The organism is Rhizobium sp. BK379, assembly GCF_014193955.1.
Taxonomy (GTDB): domain Bacteria; phylum Pseudomonadota; class Alphaproteobacteria; order Rhizobiales; family Rhizobiaceae; genus Rhizobium.
Genome location: NZ_JACIAD010000001.1, coordinates 1,459,839 through 1,480,192, shown reverse-complemented (window position 1 = coordinate 1,480,192; position 20,354 = coordinate 1,459,839). Strand labels below are relative to the sequence as shown.

20 protein-coding genes, 1 other RNA gene and 1 pseudogene are annotated in these 20,354 nt (G+C 61.4%); 13 read left to right on the top strand and 9 right to left on the bottom strand.

Annotated features, from left to right (window positions below):
* Nucleotides 1–51 precede the first annotated feature (51 nt).
* Nucleotides 52–462 (top strand): helix-turn-helix domain-containing protein, encoded by a 411-nt coding sequence (locus tag FHT93_RS07675; protein WP_112541291.1) that lies wholly within the window; start codon nucleotides 52–54, stop codon nucleotides 460–462.
* A 160-nt stretch (nucleotides 463–622) separates the two neighbouring features.
* Nucleotides 623–1,288 carry an OmpA family protein gene (locus FHT93_RS07670; RefSeq protein WP_018115683.1) on the top strand — a complete coding sequence of 222 codons (666 nt, stop codon included), beginning with the start codon at nucleotides 623–625 and terminating at the stop codon, nucleotides 1,286–1,288.
* Nucleotides 1,289–1,354: 66 nt separating this feature from the next.
* Here FHT93_RS07670 and FHT93_RS07665 read toward each other — a convergent pair whose 3' ends face one another.
* A complete protein-coding gene (locus FHT93_RS07665) occupies nucleotides 1,355–1,762 on the bottom strand; it encodes a DUF2000 family protein (protein ID WP_018115682.1) in 408 nt (135 codons plus the stop codon).
* 32 nt (nucleotides 1,763–1,794) lie between these two features.
* On the opposite strand from FHT93_RS07665, the gene FHT93_RS07660 reads away from it, so the two are divergent.
* Both FHT93_RS07660 and FHT93_RS07655 read left to right on the top strand, forming a co-directional pair.
* Nucleotides 1,795–2,739 carry an AraC family transcriptional regulator gene (locus FHT93_RS07660; RefSeq protein WP_183846953.1) on the top strand — a complete coding sequence of 315 codons (945 nt, stop codon included), beginning with the start codon at nucleotides 1,795–1,797 and terminating at the stop codon, nucleotides 2,737–2,739.
* A gap of 197 nt (nucleotides 2,740–2,936) precedes the next feature.
* Complete coding sequence (locus tag FHT93_RS07655; RefSeq protein WP_183846951.1) at nucleotides 2,937–3,890, top strand: NmrA/HSCARG family protein; 954 nt, start codon at nucleotides 2,937–2,939, stop codon at nucleotides 3,888–3,890.
* Nucleotide 3,891: 1 nt separating this feature from the next.
* Here FHT93_RS07655 and FHT93_RS07650 read toward each other — a convergent pair.
* Nucleotides 3,892–4,811: pseudogene (locus FHT93_RS07650) on the bottom strand (LysR family transcriptional regulator).
* A 151-nt stretch (nucleotides 4,812–4,962) separates the two neighbouring features.
* Nucleotides 4,963–5,670 carry a YafY family protein gene (locus tag FHT93_RS07645; protein ID WP_183846949.1) on the bottom strand — a complete coding sequence of 236 codons (708 nt, stop codon included), beginning with the start codon at nucleotides 5,668–5,670 and terminating at the stop codon, nucleotides 4,963–4,965.
* An 87-nt stretch (nucleotides 5,671–5,757) separates the two neighbouring features.
* Between FHT93_RS07645 and FHT93_RS07640 the strand changes: the two genes are divergently transcribed.
* Nucleotides 5,758–6,156 carry a VOC family protein gene (locus FHT93_RS07640; protein ID WP_113204834.1) on the top strand — a complete coding sequence of 133 codons (399 nt, stop codon included), beginning with the start codon at nucleotides 5,758–5,760 and terminating at the stop codon, nucleotides 6,154–6,156.
* A gap of 30 nt (nucleotides 6,157–6,186) precedes the next feature.
* On the opposite strand, the gene FHT93_RS07635 is transcribed toward FHT93_RS07640, so the two are convergent.
* Both FHT93_RS07635 and FHT93_RS07630 read right to left on the bottom strand, forming a co-directional pair.
* The gene (locus tag FHT93_RS07635; RefSeq protein WP_183847573.1) at nucleotides 6,187–7,281 is read right to left on the bottom strand and encodes an AbrB family transcriptional regulator; all 1,095 of its coding nucleotides are present in this window, start codon (nucleotides 7,279–7,281) and stop codon (nucleotides 6,187–6,189) included.
* Between the two features lie 149 nt (nucleotides 7,282–7,430).
* Nucleotides 7,431–8,333 carry a LysR family transcriptional regulator gene (locus FHT93_RS07630; protein WP_113210703.1) on the bottom strand — a complete coding sequence of 301 codons (903 nt, stop codon included), beginning with the start codon at nucleotides 8,331–8,333 and terminating at the stop codon, nucleotides 7,431–7,433.
* 91 nt (nucleotides 8,334–8,424) lie between these two features.
* On the opposite strand from FHT93_RS07630, the gene FHT93_RS07625 reads away from it, so the two are divergent.
* The 3 genes from FHT93_RS07625 to FHT93_RS07615 all read left to right on the top strand — a co-directional run bounded on the left by FHT93_RS07625 (nucleotide 8,425) and on the right by FHT93_RS07615 (nucleotide 14,788).
* Nucleotides 8,425–9,477: an aldo/keto reductase gene (locus FHT93_RS07625; protein WP_183846947.1), complete on the top strand. Its 1,053-nt coding sequence runs from the start codon at nucleotides 8,425–8,427 to the stop codon at nucleotides 9,475–9,477.
* Nucleotides 9,478–9,578: 101 nt separating this feature from the next.
* A complete protein-coding gene (locus FHT93_RS07620; RefSeq protein ID WP_183846946.1) occupies nucleotides 9,579–10,991 on the top strand; it encodes an FAD-linked oxidase C-terminal domain-containing protein in 1,413 nt (470 codons plus the stop codon).
* An 89-nt stretch (nucleotides 10,992–11,080) separates the two neighbouring features.
* Nucleotides 11,081–14,788, top strand: a complete 3,708-nt coding sequence (locus FHT93_RS07615; protein WP_183846944.1) for an AsmA family protein — start codon at nucleotides 11,081–11,083, stop codon at nucleotides 14,786–14,788.
* A gap of 26 nt (nucleotides 14,789–14,814) precedes the next feature.
* Here FHT93_RS07615 and FHT93_RS07610 read toward each other — a convergent pair whose 3' ends face one another.
* The 4 genes from FHT93_RS07610 to ssrA all read right to left on the bottom strand — a co-directional run bounded on the left by FHT93_RS07610 (nucleotide 14,815) and on the right by ssrA (nucleotide 16,380).
* Nucleotides 14,815–15,036 (bottom strand): ribbon-helix-helix domain-containing protein, encoded by a 222-nt coding sequence (locus tag FHT93_RS07610; RefSeq protein WP_018115671.1) that lies wholly within the window; start codon nucleotides 15,034–15,036, stop codon nucleotides 14,815–14,817.
* Between the two features lie 84 nt (nucleotides 15,037–15,120).
* The gene (locus FHT93_RS07605; RefSeq protein WP_018115670.1) at nucleotides 15,121–15,309 is read right to left on the bottom strand and encodes a DUF4169 family protein; all 189 of its coding nucleotides are present in this window, start codon (nucleotides 15,307–15,309) and stop codon (nucleotides 15,121–15,123) included.
* A gap of 51 nt (nucleotides 15,310–15,360) precedes the next feature.
* On the bottom strand, nucleotides 15,361–15,873 hold the full coding sequence (locus FHT93_RS07600) for an SspB family protein (RefSeq protein WP_018115669.1): 513 nt from the start codon (nucleotides 15,871–15,873) through the stop codon (nucleotides 15,361–15,363).
* Nucleotides 15,874–16,003: 130 nt separating this feature from the next.
* Nucleotides 16,004–16,380: a transfer-messenger RNA gene (gene ssrA / locus FHT93_RS07595) on the bottom strand.
* 114 nt (nucleotides 16,381–16,494) lie between these two features.
* Here ssrA and FHT93_RS07590 point away from each other — a divergent pair.
* The 5 genes from FHT93_RS07590 (at nucleotide 16,495) to FHT93_RS07570 (ending at nucleotide 20,325) form a co-directional block, all read left to right on the top strand.
* A complete protein-coding gene (locus FHT93_RS07590) occupies nucleotides 16,495–17,289 on the top strand; it encodes a thymidylate synthase (RefSeq protein ID WP_112541303.1) in 795 nt (264 codons plus the stop codon).
* Nucleotides 17,290–17,396: 107 nt separating this feature from the next.
* Nucleotides 17,397–17,918 (top strand): dihydrofolate reductase, encoded by a 522-nt coding sequence (locus FHT93_RS07585; protein WP_018115667.1) that lies wholly within the window; start codon nucleotides 17,397–17,399, stop codon nucleotides 17,916–17,918.
* A gap of 146 nt (nucleotides 17,919–18,064) precedes the next feature.
* Nucleotides 18,065–19,162 carry an FtsH protease activity modulator HflK gene (hflK, locus tag FHT93_RS07580; protein WP_112969551.1) on the top strand — a complete coding sequence of 366 codons (1,098 nt, stop codon included), beginning with the start codon at nucleotides 18,065–18,067 and terminating at the stop codon, nucleotides 19,160–19,162.
* Between the two features lie 3 nt (nucleotides 19,163–19,165).
* Complete coding sequence (locus FHT93_RS07575) at nucleotides 19,166–20,128, top strand: protease modulator HflC (RefSeq protein WP_018115665.1); 963 nt, start codon at nucleotides 19,166–19,168, stop codon at nucleotides 20,126–20,128.
* A gap of 11 nt (nucleotides 20,129–20,139) precedes the next feature.
* Nucleotides 20,140–20,325, top strand: a complete 186-nt coding sequence (locus FHT93_RS07570; RefSeq protein ID WP_018115664.1) for a DUF2065 domain-containing protein — start codon at nucleotides 20,140–20,142, stop codon at nucleotides 20,323–20,325.
* Nucleotides 20,326–20,354: the final 29 nt, after the last annotated feature.

Genomic DNA, 20,354 nt, shown 5'->3' with positions numbered 1-20,354 from the left:
ACAGTAACCAGATTACGGATGGTTCGTGGAGCAGCACAAGGAGGCACTTTATTGAAACCAGATAACCACGAGGAAACCGCTGGCTGCGAGGGCGCCGAAGACTGCGGGCAGGTTCACGCCTGCGATCACATCAGCCGCATGCTGGCGCGCATCAGCGACAAGTGGAGCTTGCTGGTGGTGCGTGTGCTGGGTCACGGTCCGCTCCGCTTCAACGCCTTGCGTCGCGAAGTGGGCGAAATCAGCCAGAAGGTACTGGCATCGACATTGCGGGAGCTGGAGGAGAACGGCTTTGTTTCCCGGACCGTCACGCCCACCACACCGCCGCAGGTCGAGTATGCGCTGACGGATCTCGGCCGGGAGTTCCTGGATCCGGTTCGGGGGCTTGCCGAGTGGGTCGTTGCAAACTCCGCACGCATGGACGAGGCACGGGCGGCCTATGCCAAACGTCGCGGCCTCGACTGAAGACCTGCGGTTTGCCAATAAAGCTGGTGATATCGGTGCGCGGCTGCAACAGACCGATGTTTCCCATGGGGAATTTGGCTTATCAGATTGGTATCTTCATCTTGTTGCCGCATTCCCTAATATCTGCTCGCACCAGCTTCGAACGGAGAACCTCCTGTCCATGATCAAGAAATTCATCCTTCTGGCCGTTGCGGCGAGTTACCTCTCAGCTTGCACGACGACCGATCCCTATACTGGTGAGCAGAAGGTATCCAATACCGCTGGCGGTGCTGCCCTTGGCGCGCTTGGCGGTGCTCTCGTCGGCGTCGCCGTCGGCGGCGGCGGCCATGGCAAGCGCAACGCGGCGCTGATCGGCGCCGGCATCGGCGCGCTCGCCGGCGGCGCGATCGGCAACTACATGGACCAGCAGGAAGCCGAGCTTCGTGCCCAGCTCGAAGGCACCGGCATTTCGGTCACCCGCCAGGGCGACAACATCATTCTCAACATGCCGTCGAACATCACCTTCGACGTCGACCAGGACGCAGTGAAGGCGGGCTTCTATCCGACGCTGAATTCGGTGGCGATCGTGCTGCGTAAGTTCAACCGGACACTTATCGACATCAACGGTCATACGGACTCTACCGGCAGCCTGCAGCACAACCAGGATCTGTCGCAGCGCCGCGCGCTGTCCGTTGCCGATTATCTCGGCAGCCAGGGCATCGACCAGCGCCGCGTTTCGGCCGTCGGCTTTGGCCCGTCGCAGCCGGTTGCTTCCAACGCGACCGAAGCCGGCCGCGCGCAGAACCGCCGCGTCGAAATCCAGATCGCGCCGATCACGCAGGGCTGATCGGTCGCCTTCAGACGACAAAAGGCCGGGTCATCGCCCGGCCTTTTTTCGTTTCCGCCGATTGCCTCAATGCTGCATCGTTGCGCCCTTGGTGATCTTGTCGACGATCTTCTTGTCGGCTCGCAGGGCGATGCCGACCACCTTGGCGTCATCGGGGGCGTATTCGGCGAAGACAGCGCGATTGGCTACGTCATGGCCGGTTGCAAACATTTCTTCGATGAAGACGGAAGAGGTCACGTCGCGCTCCAGCGCGCGGCGATGGATCGTCGATATCGTCGCTTCGTCGGCCGACAAGACGATGATCGGCTGGATGGATAGCGGGTTGTAGAGGTTGCCGGCGCGGTCCTTGTAAGGCTCGCCGATGATCTCAGGATACTGCCCGGCAATGCCTGTCGAGAGGAAGGCCGTGACATTCAGCTTCTGCCAGCCGGCAAGATTGTTTCGCAGGACGATCGCAATTTTGGTATCAAACATTCCAGTCTCTCTCATCAAGGTATCGAAACGCGTTGAGCCAGGATCTAACGCCGCAGGTCTTCGAGGGTCTTGAACGTTTGTGCGCGCCGCAGGGGGGCAGCGGCATTCTGACCGCGCCCGTGGGCAGCGGCATGCTGGCGGCACCTGCCGGCAGCGGCATTCTGACTGCGCCTGCCTTTCCAGGCATCGAGCGTATCGAGGCGCAGTTTTCGGGCAATGTTTTTGAGCCGCATCGGCACGATACCTATGCCCTTGGCGTCACGCTTCATGGCGTGCAGACCTTCACCTATCGCGGCGAGCGGCGCTTCAGCATGCCAGGCCAGGTGATCGTCTTGCATCCGGACGAGGAACATGACGGCGGGGCAGCGACCGAGGCAGGCCTTCACTACCGCATGCTTTACATGGAGCCGGCGCTCTTGATGGAGTGTCTGGCGGCAGAGAAGATCGGCCTTCCCTTCGTCGACCAGCCGGTCATTGCCGATGGGGCGCTGGCGCAGGTGTTGCTTGCCGCACTCGGCGAGCTCGACCGGGAGCTGGACGACCTCTTCGTCGACGACTTCGTCAGCCGCGTGGCAGGCGGCCTGTCGCGGCATTCGCAGGTGCGCCGCCGTGCGCTGGGCGCGGTTGCGTGGAAACAGGTGCGGGCAGCGCGCGACTATCTGGAGGCACATGCACTGCGGCCGGTGCGCTCCGGCGAGCTGGAGACCGTTACCGGCCTCGACCGCTTCACGCTGTCACGGCATTTTCGCACGGCCTTCGCCACCAGTCCGCATCGCTACATGCTGATGCGGCGGCTGCAGCAGGCAAAGACGCTGATGGGCGAGGGCGAGGGGTTTGCCGATGTGGCGGCGGCTACCGGCTTTGCCGACCAGGCGCATTTCATCCGGCATTTCAAGAAGGCCTATGGGGTAACGCCCGGGCGATGGGCGGGGCTTCAACGTCTTTATACGACAGAGACTGGCCCGTTCAGTCGCTGATACTGACGTGTGAAGCCGTGGCATCTATCCAGAAAACGGCATTATCATATGCATTGCGCATGCCTACAGCAAGAAAACCTGATGAGATAACTTGCTCCCGAGTTGGAGCTAGCGGCATCAGCCGAATGCTCTCCCCGAAATGACGCTTGGCTACGCAGTCTGCGGCGAGCGACAGGGAAAAGGTTCAAGGCGCAACTATGTCTGTAAATGATAAGCCACTTATCGCAATTGTCGGTGCAACCAGCAAACAGGGTCGCAGCGTCGCAACGACGCTCCTTCGCAGCGGGCGTTTCCGCGTGCGCGCCCTGACCCGACAAAAGGATTCACCCGAGGCTTTGAGCCTGGAGAAGCTTGGAGCTGAAATTGTAACCGTTCCTCTCCAGATCGGCTTCCAGAAAGATCTCGTCGCTGCCTTCGAAGGCGCGGACGGGGCGTTCCTGATGACGCCGCCCGTTACACCGCCGGCAACGATAGAGGCTCCTATCGGCCGCCAGCTGGCGGATGCCGCGGTTGAGGCAGGCGTCGGACATATCGTGTTCAGCACGCTCGAAAATGTCGATGCGATCTCGGGCGGGACGAAGTTTGCTCCGCACTTCACCGACAAGGCACGCGTTGCAGATTATATTCGCGGTCTGCCGATCTCGCATTCCTTCGTCATGCTGGCATTCTTCTACACGAACCTTCTCGAATATTATCCGCCGCGTATGGAAGGCGACACGCTCGTGCTGCCGATCTATCTGCCGGAAGATTTCCGGGCGCCTTTCGTCGATCCACTGACGGCGACCGGGCCGGTCGTGCTCGAAATCTTCTCAAATCCCGAGCGATACAACGGGAAAACGCTGCCTGTTGTCGGCGATATCATCTCGCCCCGGGAGATGGTCGAGACTTTCCGAGCGGTAACCGGCCTCAGGGCAGAATATCGAAACGCTTTCACCAGGGATGGCCTGCTGCAGTATTTTCCGGAGTTTGCCGCCAACGAATTCCTCGTGCGAGAGCTTGTCGGGATGGTCGAGTATGCCGTCGAATACGGCTATTTCGGCAAGGGGCATGACCTGGAATGGAGCCGCCGACTGGATCCCGATACACTCGACTGGGAGCAGTATCTTCGCACCACGGGCTGGCGCGGCGACAAGAAATCGTTCGGGCTCTGAGTCATGATGGGCGGATTCCCGGCAGTTTGGGGATCTCGGCGACAAGAAAGTCGGTGAGAAGGCGGACACGGGCAATGGCTGAACGCTCGGGCACGATGAGCAGGCTCAGCGGCACGGACGCCGGACGATAGTCTTCGAGCACGGCCTCGAGCCGACCGCGATCCAGGAGATCGTGGACCAGCCAAAGGTGAGCGGGGCCGATGCCGCGTCCTGCGGCCAAGGCTTCGCGCGCCGCAAGCCCGTGATCGACGCGCAGCTTCCCGTTGACTGGAACCGTCACATTGCGCCATGGCGGGAGGAGAGAGCAATCTGATCGCTCCCGGCCACATTGGACATTATGACGGTTTCGTATCGCGAGAGATCGTCCGGTCGCTCCGGCCGCCCATGGATGGAGAAATAAGCGGGAGCGCCGACCATCAGCCGATGGCTTTTTCCGAGCGCATGAAGCTTCATGGAACTGTCGGTGAGAGGTCCGAGCCGCAGTGCCACGTCAACGCCCTCGCGAACCAGATCGATGCGCTCGTCGGTCAGGTTGAGATCGACGCTGATATCAGGATGCTGGTCCTGAAATTCGAAGATGAGGCGGGTGATGTGCATCACGCCAAGCGCTGCAGTGCATGAAAGCCTGACAGCGCCTGCAGCCGCCCGACGGGCATTCCTGGCTTCCTCGGCAGCCTGCTCGACCAGGCGTAATACCTGAAGGCAGCTGCTATAATAGCGGCTGCCTTCATCGGTTAGGATGACGCGACGCGTGGTTCGGCTGAGGAGAGGTACGCCGACTGCCTCCTCGAGTTCATTGAGGTGCCGCGTCACGGTTGATTGACCGATACCGAGCTCCCTTGCCACAGAAGACAGATTGCCGCGCTCGGCCACGCGAACAAAGGTGCGCATTCGGTCGAGAGACAGTCCGGTGTTATCCATTTTTCAGCACAGTGATGTTCATTAAGCCAGTCTAGGGAATAACCGGGCCCGCGGCTAGTCAGGCATAGGCGGGACAATTCAGAGCCTGTTTCGAAGGCCACGCAGTTTGATGGGTCCCCGCATTTAGACGGCGCTTTCCGCAGACCGCCAGTCACCGAGCAGCGCGCAAACGGGATAGTTCGGTTTCACGCCAATGCAGCCATTGTTGTCTCAACCTGCCTCTGGATACGCCGATAGTCTCTTCGAGAACCTCGAAGTCGAGGATGCGTTCGGTGCGAAAATGGCGGAAGGCCTGCTTCGATTCACACCACGCGATCAGGAGGCAATGCGTGTCTGCATAGCCCAGAAGCACCGGCCACACGATGCGGTGGCTTATCTCGCCACTGGCTGCGCGATATTCGAGGTCGATCTTTCGCCCCTCCCTGATCGCCCGCCTGACCGGGCGGGTATCGAACGTCAGGCTGTTGGTGACCTCCTCGGGCTTCAGGCCGACTGCCGGTTCGGCGATGAACGGAAGGAGGTCGTCGGGTACCGTGTCGGTAATCTTGGCGATGACATCTCTGGCGGCATTCGTGATCGCCGGGTCACCCAGTTTTGCAACCATCTGGACGCCGAGCAGAACGGCTTCGATTTCCTCTGGTGTCAGCATTAGTGGCGGCATGTCGTATTGCGGATCGAGGACGTAACCGAACCCCGCTTCCCCTTCTATGGGAACACGCTGGCCGATCAGATGAGCGATGTCGCGATAGACGGTACGTCGCGCGACCTCGAGTTCATCGGCAAGCTGTGCCGAGGTGACCGGACGGTTTGATCTTCGAAGTATCTGGATGATCTGAAAAAGCCGTTCCGCTTTCCGCATGCTGGTGACTCCTGCTGCCACAACGCTGGCAGGATGACTATGTCACAAGAGCGGGCAAAGAGATCGTTACGCCTGAAGGAGAAATTGATGAAGCTCGCATCCACCCGTCTTGTCGCCTCGGATATTAAAAGCATGGTGGCCTTCTATGAGCTCGTGACGGGCTATCGCGCGGAGTGGCTTGCTCCCGTCTTTGCCGAGATCGTCACACCCGGGGCCGTCGTGGCGATAGGGAGCGTGGAGACGGTCGCCCTGTTCAAAGAGGGCAGTGCGGAGCCGCGGGCCAACAGAACCGCCATTCTTGAATTCATGGTGTCTGATGTCGACGCTGAATTCGCTCGGCTCAAGGATCATGTCGAGGTGGTGCATGAGCCCAGGGACATGCCGTGGGGAAATCGCACGGTCCAGTTCTCGGACCCGGAGGGAACCCGCGTGGCGCTCTATACACCCGTTACGGAGGCCGCGAGGCAACGCTTCAGCGGTCGTTGAGTGGCTGCGGGCTGCCGAGAGTCTTGATGCTCAAGCAGCGTTTTCCGCAAGCCCGGAGCGGCGGGCGACGAAGCGGGCGACAGCCGGGCCGATCAACAGGATCATCATGAAGCGGCCGGTCTGCATGGCCATGACGAAGGGCACGTCGACATCGCTCGACGCGGCGATGATGGCGACGGAATCGGCGCCGCCGGGGCTGGTGGCGAGATAGGCCGTCAGCGGGTCGATGCCGGCGAATTTGTGGAGGGCGACGGCCATGCAGCCGCAGAGTGCCATCAGGATGATGATGGAGGCGGAAACACGGGGCAGGGCGCGGGCGGCGTGTTCGAGAATCGAGCGGGTAAAGCGCAGGCCGATGCTCCAGCCGATCAGCGCGTAGCTGAGCGCCAGGATCCAGGTCGGCAGTTCGATCTTCAGCAGGCCGAAACCTTGCAAAACGGCTCCGCCGATCAGCGGGATGACGATATTGCCGCCCTGGATGCGGAAGCGGAAGACGCCGTAGCAGCAAAGGGCGGCGAAGATGATCGTGATCGCGAAGGCCGGCCAGTCAACCGGCGGGAAGAAGATGACCGGCGGCGGCTCTTGCCCATCGGCGGCGGCCCAGAGACGGGAGATGACGGAGGCGCCGACGGCGACGAAGACAACGCGCAGATATTGCATGAAGGCGACGAGGCGGGCATCCGCCCCATAGGCCTCGGACATGATGACCATCGCCGAGGCGCCGCCGGGCGTGGAGCCCCAGACAGCCGTCGTGCCGGGCAGAACCTGCCAACGTGTCAAAAGCCAGCCGAGACCGGCGGCAATGGCGACCACAGAGACGATGAAGACGAAGAAGAGCGGCGCATCCTTGGCCATGGTTCCGAGGATATCGGGCGTGATGTTGCGCGCCATCAGGAGGCCGACCAGCACTTGACCGAATTGCAGCGGCCAGTAGGGGACGCGCAACTGCCCCTTGCTGACGGTAAGGGCGAGAACGATTGCCGCGACCATCGGGCCGATCAGCAGCGAGGCGGGCAGGGCGAAGAGTTCGAGGAACAGGACAAGAATGGCGGACAAGACGAGCAGCAATGCCCATTTGGGCAGGCTCGCTTTCTGCTGGAAGCTGCTTGCGTCCAAAATTGTGATCCCCGAACTTTTCGACCGGAGCGAGCCCGAAGGCGGAGGCGGGAGGAGGCCCCGGCAGCATGAAGAGGCCGGCTGAGGGCCGGCAAGCGCAGACCCGGTATAGGCACGCGGCAGCCAAAGGGTCAATTGCAGAATCTGGCCCTTTGCCCCTAAAGGCGGGTGTGTTTCGCGAGGAAATCAAGCAGGGCGCGAACACGGGCCGGCAGTGGCCCGCCCTGGCCGATATAAACTGCGTAGAATTCCTCGACATCGCCGGGATTGAGGTCTTCCAGCAGGGGAACGAGCCGCCCGGCGGCGATATCGGCGCGCACGGTGAATTCCGTCATGCGGGCAAGGCCGGCGCCCGAGAGCGCCAGATAACGCATGGCCTCGCCATCGCCGACCTGCAGGCCCGGGGTAAGGGGAATGGTGATTTCCCCGCCGTTCTCCAGGATCGGCCAGCCTTCCAGCGCCCGAGCATAGGAAAAGCCGATGCGGCGATGGTTTTGGAGTTCGGCGGCTGAATGCGGTTCGCCATATTGCGCGAGATAATCGGGGGAGGCGACGATGATCTTCCTGGCGGCGCCGAGCTTGCGCGCGATCAGGCTCGATGTCTTCAGCGGTCCAGCGCGGATCGCCACATCGGCACGCTCTTCCAGCAGATCGACGACCTTGTCGGTGTGGGTGATATCGAGCGTCACCCCCGGATGCCCGGCGAGGAAGGCTGGGACGAGCGGGGCCAGAACATGATTGCCGAAGGAACCGCTGGTGTTGATGCTGATGCGGCCGGCCGCCTGTTCTCCCGCCGAAGCGAAACGCTCCGCCTCCGATATGTTGGCAAGGATCGCCACGCTGCGCTCATAGAAGGCGCATCCCTCCGGTGTCAGCTGCAGCTTGCGCGTCGAGCGGTTGACGAGGCGGGTGCCGAGCCTTGTCTCCAGCCGGGCGACCAGCTTGCTGACGGCCGATGGCGTCATGCGCCGCGCCTGCGCGGCAGCGGAAAAACCGCCGCGTTCGACGACGCTGACGAAGACTTCCATTTCGCCCGATCGATTGATGTCCTGACGGCTCATGATGAATTCAAATCACAGATGATATGCTCTAAGGCAATCTATATCATCGTTCCGGCCGGGTCTATCTCTTTGGGAAACAGGAGATCGAACCATGGAATACAGAAATCTGGGCGCATCGGGCTTGAAAGTGCCGGTGCTGAGCTTCGGGGCCGGCACCTTTGGCGGCAGCGGTCCACTCTTCGGTGCCTGGGGCACGACGGATGCGCAAGAGGCGCGGCGGATGGTGGATATCTGCCTGGAGGCGGGTGTGACGCTGTTCGACACGGCGGACGTCTATTCGGCCGGTGCTTCAGAGGAGGTGCTGGGGCAGGCGATTTCCGGAAAGCGCGACTCCGTGCTGATCTCGACCAAGACGGCGCTGCCGATGGGCGAGGGGCCGAATGATTGGGGCACCTCGCGGGCGCGGTTGATCCGCGCGACCGAGGATGCGCTGCGCCGGCTCGGCACTGACTATATCGACCTGTTGCAGCTTCATGCCTTCGATGCCTCGACGCCTGTCGAAGAGGTGCTTGCGACGCTCGATGGGCTCGTGGCTGCCGGCAAGGTTCGCTACATCGGTGTTTCCAATTTCTCCGGCTGGCAGCTGATGAAAGCGCTCGGGCTTTCCGAGCGCTATGGCTACCCGCGTTACGTGGCCCATCAGGTCTATTATTCGCTCGCCGGACGGGATTACGAATGGGAACTGATGCCACTTGCCGCTGATCAGCAGGTCGGTGCACTCGTCTGGAGCCCGCTCGCCTGGGGCCGGCTGACCGGCAAGATCCGCCGCGGTGCGCCTTTGCCCGAGGGAAGCCGCCTGCATCAGACGGCGGAACACGGCCCGCCTGTCGATGACGAAAGGCTCTTCGATATCGTCGACGTGCTGGACGAGATTGCCGCCGAGACCGGCAGGACGGTGCCGCAGATCGCCATCAACTGGCTGATCGGCCGGCCGACGGTTTCAAGCGTCATCATCGGCGCACGCAACGAGGAACAGCTTCGCCAAAATCTCGGCGCGGTAGGCTGGAGCCTCACGCCGGAACAGATCGGGCGGCTGGATGCCGTCAGTGCCGTGACACCGCCCTATCCCTATTTCCCCTATTATCGGCAGGAGGGCTTTGCGCGGCTGAACCCGCCCGCGATCCCCACAACAAGGATGGGATGAAATCTTCCCTGAATCTTGGCTGGACAGCCGCTTTGACTTGCCTCATACCCGGCCTGCTACAGATGCTGTAGCAGGCTGTGGAATGCAGGGAGATCAAGGGCATGGCACTGCGCGACGCGAAGGCTGGGATGCGAAACGAGGCGGGTATCGAGGCCGTCACCGGTATCCTGAAACAGCGCTTCGGAGAGCGCTTCCAGACCGGCCAGGCTTTTCGCGCCCAGCATGCGCACACGACCACCTATATTCCCGCCCAGCTGCCCGACGGCGTGCTCTTTGCCGAGACGGCCGACGATGTGAAGACCGCTGTGCGGGCCTGCGCCGATCATAAGGTGCCGGTCATCGGGTTCGGCACCGGCTCTTCGCTCGAAGGGCAGGTCAACGCGCCGAATGGCGGCATTTCCATTGATTTCAACCGCATGAATCGAGTGCTTGAAGTCAATCCTGAGGATCTCGACTGCACGGTCGAACCGGGCGTCACGCGCGAGGCGCTGAACACCCATCTGCGCGATACCGGCCTTTTCTTCCCGATCGATCCCGGCGCCAATGCCTCGATCGGCGGCATGACCTCGACGCGAGCCTCCGGCACCAATGCCGTGCGCTATGGAACGATGAAGGACAATGTGATTGCCGTGACGGCAGTGACGGCCTCCGGCGAGGAAATTCGCACGGCGCGCCGCGCCCGCAAGTCGTCGGCGGGTTACGATCTGACGCGGCTCTTCGTCGGGGCGGAAGGTACGCTTGGCATTCTGACCTCGGTGACGCTGCGGCTGCACGGCATTCCGCAGAAGATCGCCGGTGGTGTCTGTGCCTTCCCGAGCGTGAAAGCGGCGTGCGACGCCGTGATCATGACGATCCAGATGGGCATTCCGGTGGCGCGTATCGAGCTTGTCGATGCGCTGCAGATGCGCGCCAGCATTGCCTATGCCAATCTTCCCTATGAGGAGAGCCCGGCGCTCTTCCTCGAATTCCATGGCACGGACGAGACGGTGGCGCTGCAATCGACCGCCTTTGCCGAGATTGCGGCCGAATGCGGCGGCGGTGAATTCAAGTGGACGTCGAGCCCGGAGGAGCGCACGAAGCTCTGGAAGGCGCGTCACGATGCCTATTGGTCGGTGCGGGCGCTGGCGCCCGGGCTTGCCGTACTTTCGACCGATGTTTGTGTTCCGATATCCCGGCTTGCGGATTGCGTTGCCGAAACGCAGGCGGATATCGAGGCAAATGGTTTGCTGGCGCCGATCGTCGGCCATGCGGGCGACGGGAACTTCCATGTGCAGCTTTTGTTCGACGACAAGAGCGCCGCGGACATCGCGACGGCCGAGGAATTCGTCGCCCGGCTGAATGCGCGGGCGCTGGCAATGGACGGGACATGCACTGGCGAACACGGGATCGGGCAGGGGAAAATGGCATTTCTGGAGCAGGAGCTCGGGGGTACGGTGGATCTGATGCGCCAGATCAAGCGCTCGCTCGACCCGGACAATATCCTCAATCCCGGCAAGATTTTTCATCTGGGCTGAAAATGGAACAATCTCATGATCTTGGCCCTTGCCCCCGGCATGAATAGCGCTAGTGTCGGCAACAGAATCCCGAATGGAGAATCCCTGACTTGATAGGCCGGTTCCTCGTCTTTCTAGGAGGAGTGATCGTCGTAGTGCTCTTCGTGGCGCTGCTGGCACCGCTATTCATCGACTGGACGGATTTCCGGAAGAATTTCGAGGATCAGGCAAGCCGCATCATCGGCAAGAAGGTGACTGTGCATGGCACGGTCGATGCTCGGCTGCTGCCGTTTCCCTCTGTGACGCTGCATGACGTGCGCGTCGGCCAGGAGGAAGACGGCACGCCGGTCGTGCAGGTCGAGCAGTTCTCCATGGATGCCGAGCTTGCGCCCTTCCTTTCGGGCGAAGCGCTGATCTTCGACATGCGCGTGGTCAATCCCAAGGTGCAGCTGCGGCTCCTGAAGGACGGTTCGCTGGACTGGATGCGCGGCAGTCAGCCGGAAATTCCAGCCAAGACGGTGGTTCTGGAAAATGTCCATGTCAGCGGCGGCGAGATCGAGTTCATCGATGATCAATCCGGCCGTTCGCGCCATGTAACCGGGCTGAATGCCGAGATGTCGGCAAAGTCGCTCGCCGGTCCCTGGCGCATCGAGGGCGACGGCGCGCTTGACGGCGAGCATGGCAGCTTCTCGATTGCCAGCAACCAGCCGGACGAAAACGGCGTGCTGCGCGTGCGCACCCGACTTGCGCCCGACAAACATCCCGTCAGCATCGATCTCGACGGTGAACTCAAGCTCGTCGACAGCCGGCCGAATTACCAGGGCACGCTCTCGGCCGCGATCGAGAGCAGCGAGGGCAAGACTGAAAAAGGGGAGGCGCCGCCGCGCCTCAAGGGTCGTTTCGAGCTTACCAACGACCGCATCCGCATTCCCGAATACCGCATGGAGGTCGGCTCCACCAGCGACCCCTATGTGATCACCGGCGAGGCGACGCTCGATACCGGAAAGGCGCCGGAATTCCTGCTGACCGCCGATGGACAGCAAATCGACGTCAACCGTATCGGCAATCAGGGTGCCGCCGGCAAGACCAACCGCGACCCAGCGGTTTCGGCACGTCAGCGATTGAATTCGCTGCTTGAAATTGTCGGCCAGGTGCCGATCCCGCAGGTGCCGGGCAAGGCGACCGTGCGCCTGCCGGCGATCGTTGCGGGCGATACGACGATCCGCGACGTGGCTCTGGAACTGGAGCCTGCCGGCAACGGCTGGATGATCGACAGTGCTGTCGGCACGCTGCCCGGCCGCACGCAGGTGGAAGGCAAGGGCAAGCTGACGCTTACGGGCGAACCGTCCTTCAACGGTCAGATGGTGGTTGCCTCCAACCAGCCGACCGGGCTTGCTTCCTGGCTGGCAGGTTCGGTCGATCCGGCGATCCGCCAACTAAGGCAGGCGGGTTTCTCCGCCAATGTCAGCCTGACGCACGATCTGCAGCGTTTCGAGAATCTGGAGATCGCGATCGGTGCCGCGACGCTGAGGGGGCGCCTGGAGCGGCAGGCGACCAACGGCCAGACACCGTCGCTTTCCGTTGCGCTTAACGGTGATTCACTCGATCTCGATGCGCTGAGGGCGCTGACCGGTCTCTTTACCGGCCAGGATGCCGGTGACAACGTGCTCGATCACAAGATCGCCGCGCAGCTCAAGGCCGACAAGTTCACCGCCTTCGGCGTGCAGGCCGACAATGTCGAAACGACTTTCACGCTCGCAGACGGGGCGCTTTCAGTCGACCGGCTGGCGATCAAGAACCTTGCTGGCGCCGAACTGACGGCGACGGGCAAGGCGGAGGGATCGCTGCTCGACTATAAGGGCACCGGTGAGATCACCTTCAAGGCTGCCGATCCCGGCGCCTTCTTCGCCATGCTGCGCGAGCACCTGCCGCATCATCCCGTCATGGACCGGCTGGTGCGCAATGCGGGCTGGTATGGCAATACGGCGCTGCGCGGTGCGCTGACGCTCGGCGGCGATGATGGCGATGCGCTGGCGGTGACGCTCGCGGGCGTTTCGAACGGCAGCCGCGTCAATCTCGATTACCGCATGTCCGACTTGCTGGCGCTGACCGGCAACGGCACGACGACGCTGGAGGCAACGCTCGACAATGCCGTGCCGTCGATCCTGTTCGGGCAGGCGGGCCTCGATCCGCTACCGGTCGATGCCGGCGCCAATGGCCGCATGACGCTGAAGGTGACGGCGACCGACAATGATCCCGCCGACGCCGCGCTGACCTTTGCGACCGATCGGACCTCGTTTACGGCAAACGGCAAGGTCGACGTTCGGCCTGACACTTTCATGAACGGCAAGGTCGCCGTGTCGCTCGAAAGTGCCGATCTCGACCCGTATCTGGTCATGAACGGCATTGCGCTGCCCGAGCTTGGCACCGGGCTGCCCTTCAAGCTCCAAACCAATGCGACCATCGATGCCGACAAGGTGGTGCTGGCCGATCTCAACGGGCACGCGGCCGACAACGAATTTGCCGGTGCGCTGACCTTCGATCGCAAGGCGGCAAAGACGACGGCGAGCGGCGCGCTTGCGCTTTCCACGGCCGATCTCGGCTGGCTCGGGGAGGCCGTGTTCGGGCAGATCAATGATCCCGCCAATGGCCAGCTGACGACGGCAGCCCTTGGCATGCCGCTCTTCCGCGATCTCGACGTCAATCTGAAGCTCACAGCCAAGCAGTTTTGGCCGAGTGTTTTCAACACGGCTGTGAACGATTTCAGCTCGAATGTTGCCTACAAGGGTGATGAGCTGCAGCTCAACGACATTGCGGGCAACTGGGACGGCGGCACACTCTCCGGCAACCTGCTCTTCACCAATGCCAATGGCACGGGCTTCCTGCAGTCGCGACTGGCACTTGCCGATTCCGATCTCGGCGGCGTCATCTGGCCGCGCGACGGCGCACCTGTCGCCAACGGAAAATTCGGCATGTCTCTGGCGCTCGAAGCCTCGGGCAAGACGGTTTCGGAGATTGCGAGCTCGCTGAACGGCTCGGGTGAAATCCGGCTTGGCGAAACGAGCGTTCGCGGGCTGAACCTTGCGATCCTGGCGCCGCTTCTGGCTGCGACCGATCCGATGCAGGACCAGATCAATGCCGGCAAGGTGCATCCGATCGTCGAGACGCTGCTGAACAACGGCGAGGCAAAACTGCCGCCACTCGGTATTCCCTTCAACGTGACCGACGGTACGCTGCGTATCCAGAACGTCAGTGTCTCCAACGATCTGGCGCATCTGAGCGCCGATGCGCAGATCGAGCTGCCGCAGCAGCGTATCAGCGCAACGCTCGGCATCGGTTTCAACCCTGGCGCCGAGGCGCTTTCAGGCGCGGAGCCGGGTATCCGCCTGAACTTCTCCGGCCTGCTGGCTTCGCCCGGCAAGACGATGGATGTGACCGACATTACCAGCTATCTTTCGCTGCGTGCCTTCGAGCGCGAGCGGCGGCGCGTCGAACGCCTGCAGGCCAACGTGTTGGAGAAGCAGCGGCTGCGGCGCGAGGTGGCGCTCTATCGCTTCAATGACGCCCAGCGGGTTGCAGCTGCCGAGATCGAGCGGCAGCGGCAGGCAGAAGAACAGCGGCTGCGGGCTCTGGCGCAGGATGCGGCTCAGCGCAAGGCCGAAGCCGAGGCGAAGGCAGCGGCTGAAGCGGCGGCGCGTGCCAAGGCGGAGGCGGAGGCGAGGGCTGCGTCGGAGGCCGAGGCTGCCCGCCGGACCGAACGACCGTCGCCGCCCGGCCAGCTCAATTTCGATCAGCTGCCAGGCGTTCAGGCGCAGTAAAAAGGGCGGCGGTCAAACACGCCCAATCAGGCGTTCGCCGCGGCATTTTTCAGCCAGCACAAGACGTGCAGCCGCAATGCCGAGGAGAGGTTGCTGTCGGGCATGCGGTTATCGTCGATCTCTGATATCAGTGCCGCGAGCGGCATGGAGCGGCTCGCGGCAATCGCCTTCAACTCGGTCCAGAACTCATCTTCCAGCGAAAAACTGGTGCGGTGCCCGTGCAACGTCGCCGAATGTTTGCGGATCATCGGCCCTGCTTCGTCTTGATTGAGAAAGTGATTCAGTAAGGAATCGCATCTGTTTGATCGCCCAAGCCTTTCAGGCGTCGGCGATCAGGTCTTGTCGTCTTCGATCCGGCCCTGATCGAGCACCTTTTCGGCTTTCTCGTTGAGGGCACGGGTCAATTGCTTTTCAGCTTTGGTACGGCCGTGCGAGATACGGTTCTGCTCTGCCTGCTTCTCCTTTTCGGAGCGAGCCTGCTGCTTGCGGAACTGGCGCAGGTTGACGATTTCGGCGCTCATGCGGTTGCCTCCGTCATGAAAGAAAAAGGGAGGCTTTCGCCTCCCTTGGCATTACTGTTTCTTGCGGAAAGAATCGAGTGAAACGACCGAGCCCGGTTTCTTTTCCTCGCCTTCCACGGCAGGTTTTGCCGCCGCATCCTCGGATTTGGCTGCATCGACCGGATAGGCGGTGATCTCGGCTGCCGGCAGTTCCTCGCCATCGCTCAGCGGTACATCGAACTCCAGCTCGAAATTGACCGAGGGGTCGTAGAAGCCTCTGATGGCATTGAAGGGAATGACGAGCTTTTCCGGCACGTCCGAGAAGGACAGGCCGATCTCGAAGTGGGATTCCGTAATTTTCAGTTCCCAGAACTGGTGCTGGATGACGATGGTCATCTGCTCGGGATATTTGGACTTCAGGTGCTGCGAGATGCGCACGCCGGGAGCACCGGTCAGAAACGTAATGAAGAAGTGATGGTCGCCGGGCAGACGGCCCGTCGTTGCGACTTCGGTCAAGACCTTGCGGATGACACCGCGCAACGCGTCCTGTGCCAGAATGTCGTAGCGGATATGATCCTGCCCCATGCTTTTCCTGTCTTTCGTCGGTTTGGAAGTCTTTTCACGAACTTCTATGGCACGTCCGGCCGCTTTGGGAAAGGCGCAAGCCGATTCATGCACCCATCAGCATACATGATTTCGTCGAAAAAGGGGAGAAGGTGAAGGCTTCTGTTGCCAGGTGCCTTCGGACCCCGCCTTACGGGGCTAACCGTAAGGGCTTAGTTCGGAATTCTCACACCGCCATTAGGCAGCGAGAGCGTATTCCTTAGCGTTGTTGTCGTTTGCAACTACACTTGTGACCCGATAACGGCGGTATCATGCCGAGCAAAAAGTCGATCTTTACACCCTTGTCGATCCTATTTCGCCCCCATCAAAAGCAGTCCTTTTCCCATCAGGGAAGCCGTCTGTTTTTGGTGGAGGCGCCGGGTACCGCCCCCGGGTCCAATAGGCTTATTCCATCGCCCGTTTATCGCCATAGCCGGCCCGAAAGCCGGCACGGGTGATATAGTGTTTTTGTGATCGCAAGGAAAGGGGATACGTCACAAAAGCTTCGTGCTTTCCAGCGATTTTGCTTGGATAATCAGCAACGCGCATTGGTTTGCGGCCGTTTTCCCCTTAAATTAGGCGCAAAAGGAATCGGTGGCGACCATGAAGCAATATCTCGACCTCTTGAGCCATGTGATGGAAAACGGCACCGACCGCGGCGACCGTACGGGTACCGGCACGCGCTCGGTCTTCGGTCACCAGATGCGCTTCGATCTCGATGCCGGCTTTCCGGTGCTGACGACGAAGAAGCTGCATCTGCGCTCGATCATCCACGAGCTACTGTGGTTCCTCAAGGGCGAGACCAATATCCGCTACCTGCATGAAAACGGCGTCAGCATCTGGGACGAATGGGCCGACGAGAACGGCGATCTCGGACCGGTCTACGGTGCCCAGTGGCGCTCCTGGCCGGCGCCGGATGGCGGCCATATCGACCAGATCGACAATCTCGTCAAAGGCCTTGTGAAGAATCCGAACTCGCGCCGTCACATCGTCTCGGCCTGGAACCCGGCCGAAGTGGACGAGATGGCGCTGCCGCCTTGTCACTGCCTGTTCCAGTTCTATGTGGCCGACGGCAAGCTTTCCTGCCAGCTCTATCAGCGCTCGGCCGATATCTTCCTTGGTGTCCCCTTCAACATCGCTTCCTATGCGCTGCTGACGATGATGGTGGCGCAGGTGACAGGGCTGAAATATGGCGAATTCGTCCATACGCTCGGCGATGCGCATCTCTACCACAACCATTTCGAACAGGCGAAACTGCAGCTGACGCGCCAGCCGCATGCGCTGCCGCGCATGGTGATCAAGCGCGACGTCAAGGATATATTCGGCTTCGTCTACGAGGATTTCGAGCTCGTCGGCTATGAGGCCGATGCCAGTATCAAGGCGCCGATCGCCGTCTAAAGCGTGTTGCGATCTTTCAGATCGCCTGCTTCAGGTTTCTGTTTCGCATGTCGTGACCGCGGACCGCTTCACAGGTTTGCGTGGCATGCTCCAAGCCGGGAAGGCCGATGTCCGATATCCGCAAGACCATCTTCGTCGCCGTTGCGCGCAACGGCATCATCGGCCGCGACGGTGACATGCCCTGGCGGCTTTCGACAGACCTCAAGCGCTTCAAGGCGATGACGGTGGGCAAGCCCGTCGTCGTCGGCCGCAAGACCTTCGAGAGTTTCGGCGGAAAGCCGCTGCCGGGACGCCAGCACGTGGTGATCTCGCGGGATGCCGATATCGACCATCCCGATGTTCATATGGCCCGCTCGCTCGACGAAGCGATCACAATGGCCGAGGCGCTCGCCCGCAAGCAGGGCGAAAACGAAATCTCCATCCTTGGCGGCGGGCAGATCTACGCGCAGGCCATAGCTTTCGTCGATCGCATGTGCATCACGCATGTCGAGGCCGATGTGGATGGCGATACTGTCTTTCCGGCGATCGATGCGGCCGCCTGGGTGGCGACCGAAAGTCTTGATGTTCCGGCAGGGGAGAGGGATACCTATCCCACGCGTTTCGTCGTTTATGAACGTCGAGATGCCTGAAAAGGAACTATTTTCCAATTATATTGACCAAGTTTCTGACGCCGCGTTGAAAGCAGATGCGGTGATACCTATAACGGTCCCATCGCATCCGCCGGTAGCCCCCACGGCGGTCGGATGTGTATGACGTAACGAACAACGAGGTTTTGATGCCCTGGAGCAATCAGAATGGCGGCGGCGGCCCTTGGGGCGGCGGCGGCGGAAATAACAATCAGGGACCATGGGGGCAGGGGCCGAACCGTCCACGCGGCGGTGGCGGCGGCAAGGGCGGTCCGCCCGATCTGGAAGATATCATCCGTCGCGGACAGGATCAGTTGCGGGGCATTGTTCCCGGTGGTTTCAACGGCGGTGTCGTTGCGATCATCGTCGCGGTCATTGCGATCTTCTGGCTTTTCCAATGCATTTACGTCGTCCAGCCGGACGAGCGCGGCGTGGAACTGCGCTTCGGCAAGCCGAAGGAAGAAATTTCCATGCCGGGCCTGCATTTCCACTTCTGGCCGTTCGAAACTGTCGAGATGGTCAAGGTGACGGTGCAGCAGCAGAATATCGGCGCCACCACGGCCGGCTCTTCGAGCGGGCTGATGCTGTCGGGTGACAGGAGCGTCATCAACGTACAGTTTGCCGTCTTCTACACGATCAGCGATCCGAAGGCCTACCTCTTCGGCGTCGAGAATCCGGCCGAGACGCTGCAGCAGGTTTCCGACAGCGCCATGCGCGAGATCGTCGGCCGCCGTCCGGCACAGGATGCGTTCCGCAGCAATCGTCAGCCGATCGAGACACAGGTCCTCAACATCGTTCAGGATACGATGAACCGTTACGGCGCGGGCATTACCGTCACCGGTGTGACGATCCAGAACGTGGCGCCGCCGCGTGAAGTCGCCGATGCCTTCGAAGAAGTGCAGCGTGCCGGCCGCGACCGCGACAGCACGATCGAGGACGCCAACCGCTATACGAACCAGAAGCTCGGCCAGGCGCGAGGCGATGCCGCCCGTATCCGCGAAGACGCAGCCGCCTACAAGGATCGCGTCGTCAAGGAAGCCGAAGGTGAGGCCCAGCGCTTTACCGCCATCAATGACGAATATTCGAAAGCTCCCGACGTGACGCGCAAGCGCCTGTTCCTGGAAACGATGGAACAGGTCTTGAAGAACTCCAAGAAGGTCGTGATCGACGACAAGCAGGGCGTCGTGCCCTACCTGCCGCTCAACGAGATCAATCGACCGGCGGCACCGGCACGGCAGGGAGGTTGAACCATGCTATCGAACAGACTTCCCGTAATCCTCATCGGGCTCGCGATCATTCTCGCCATTCTTTATTCGTCGATCTTCGTGGTCAATGCGCGTGAGCAGGCAATCGTTGTCCGCTTCGGTCAGATCCAGTCGGTCAAGAGCGAGCCGGGCCTCTATTTCAAGCTGCCCTTCGGCTTCATGGATGCCGATCGGGTGCAGTATGTCGAAAAGCGCGCACTCAGGCTCGACCTCGACAATATCCGCGTTCAGGTTCAGGACGGCCAGACCTTCGATGTCGATGCCTTCGTGATCTACAACATCTCGGATGTGCGCCGTTTCCGCGAAACGGTGTCGGGTGATCGTGACGCTGCCGAGGCACGTCTGCGCGCGCAACTCGATTCCTCGCTTCGCCGCGTCTACGGTCTGCGCGACTACAATGCCGCGCTTTCCGAAGAGCGCGTGGCGATGATGCTCGAAATCCGGGACGATCTGCGCACCGACGCCGAAAATCTCGGCCTGCATATCGACGATGTCCGCATTCGCCGGACCGACCTGTCGCCGGAAGTGGCTCCGAATACCTATAACGCCATGCGCTCCGAGCGTCTGGCCGAGGCCGAGCGTATTCGCGCCGAGGGTAACGAAGAAGGCCAGCGCCGCCGGGCCGTCGCCGACCGTCAGGTCGTCGAGATCACCGCTGATGCCCAGCGTGACTCGGAAATCCTGCGTGGTCAGGGTGACGCGGATCGTAACCGCATCTTCGCAGAGTCCTTCGGCAAGGATCCGGCCTTCTTCGAGTTCTATCGCTCGATGTCGGCCTATTCCACGGCCATGTCCTCGCAGGATACGACGCTGGTTCTGTCGCCGAGTTCGGAGTTCTTCCGCTACTTCGAAAATTCGAACGGCAATCAGCCTGCAGTACCCGGCCAGACGGGTGGCCTTGTGCCGCCGCCGGCCGCGCAGCCTGCGCCTGCTCCGGCGGCGAACTGACGACATAGAGAATGCAGGATTTCCTGACGGGACTTGCATTCTTCCTCATCATCGAGGGGCTGGTCTATGCACTGGCCCCTCGTTTTCTTGTCGGGATGGCGAAGCTTCTTCCCAGCATTCCAGAGTGGCAATTGAGAGCCTTCGGCCTGGCAGCGACGGCGCTTGGCGTCGGAGGGGTCTGGCTTTTGCGAGGGTAGGTCACATTCGGAAGGGGATTTCGCGAAAA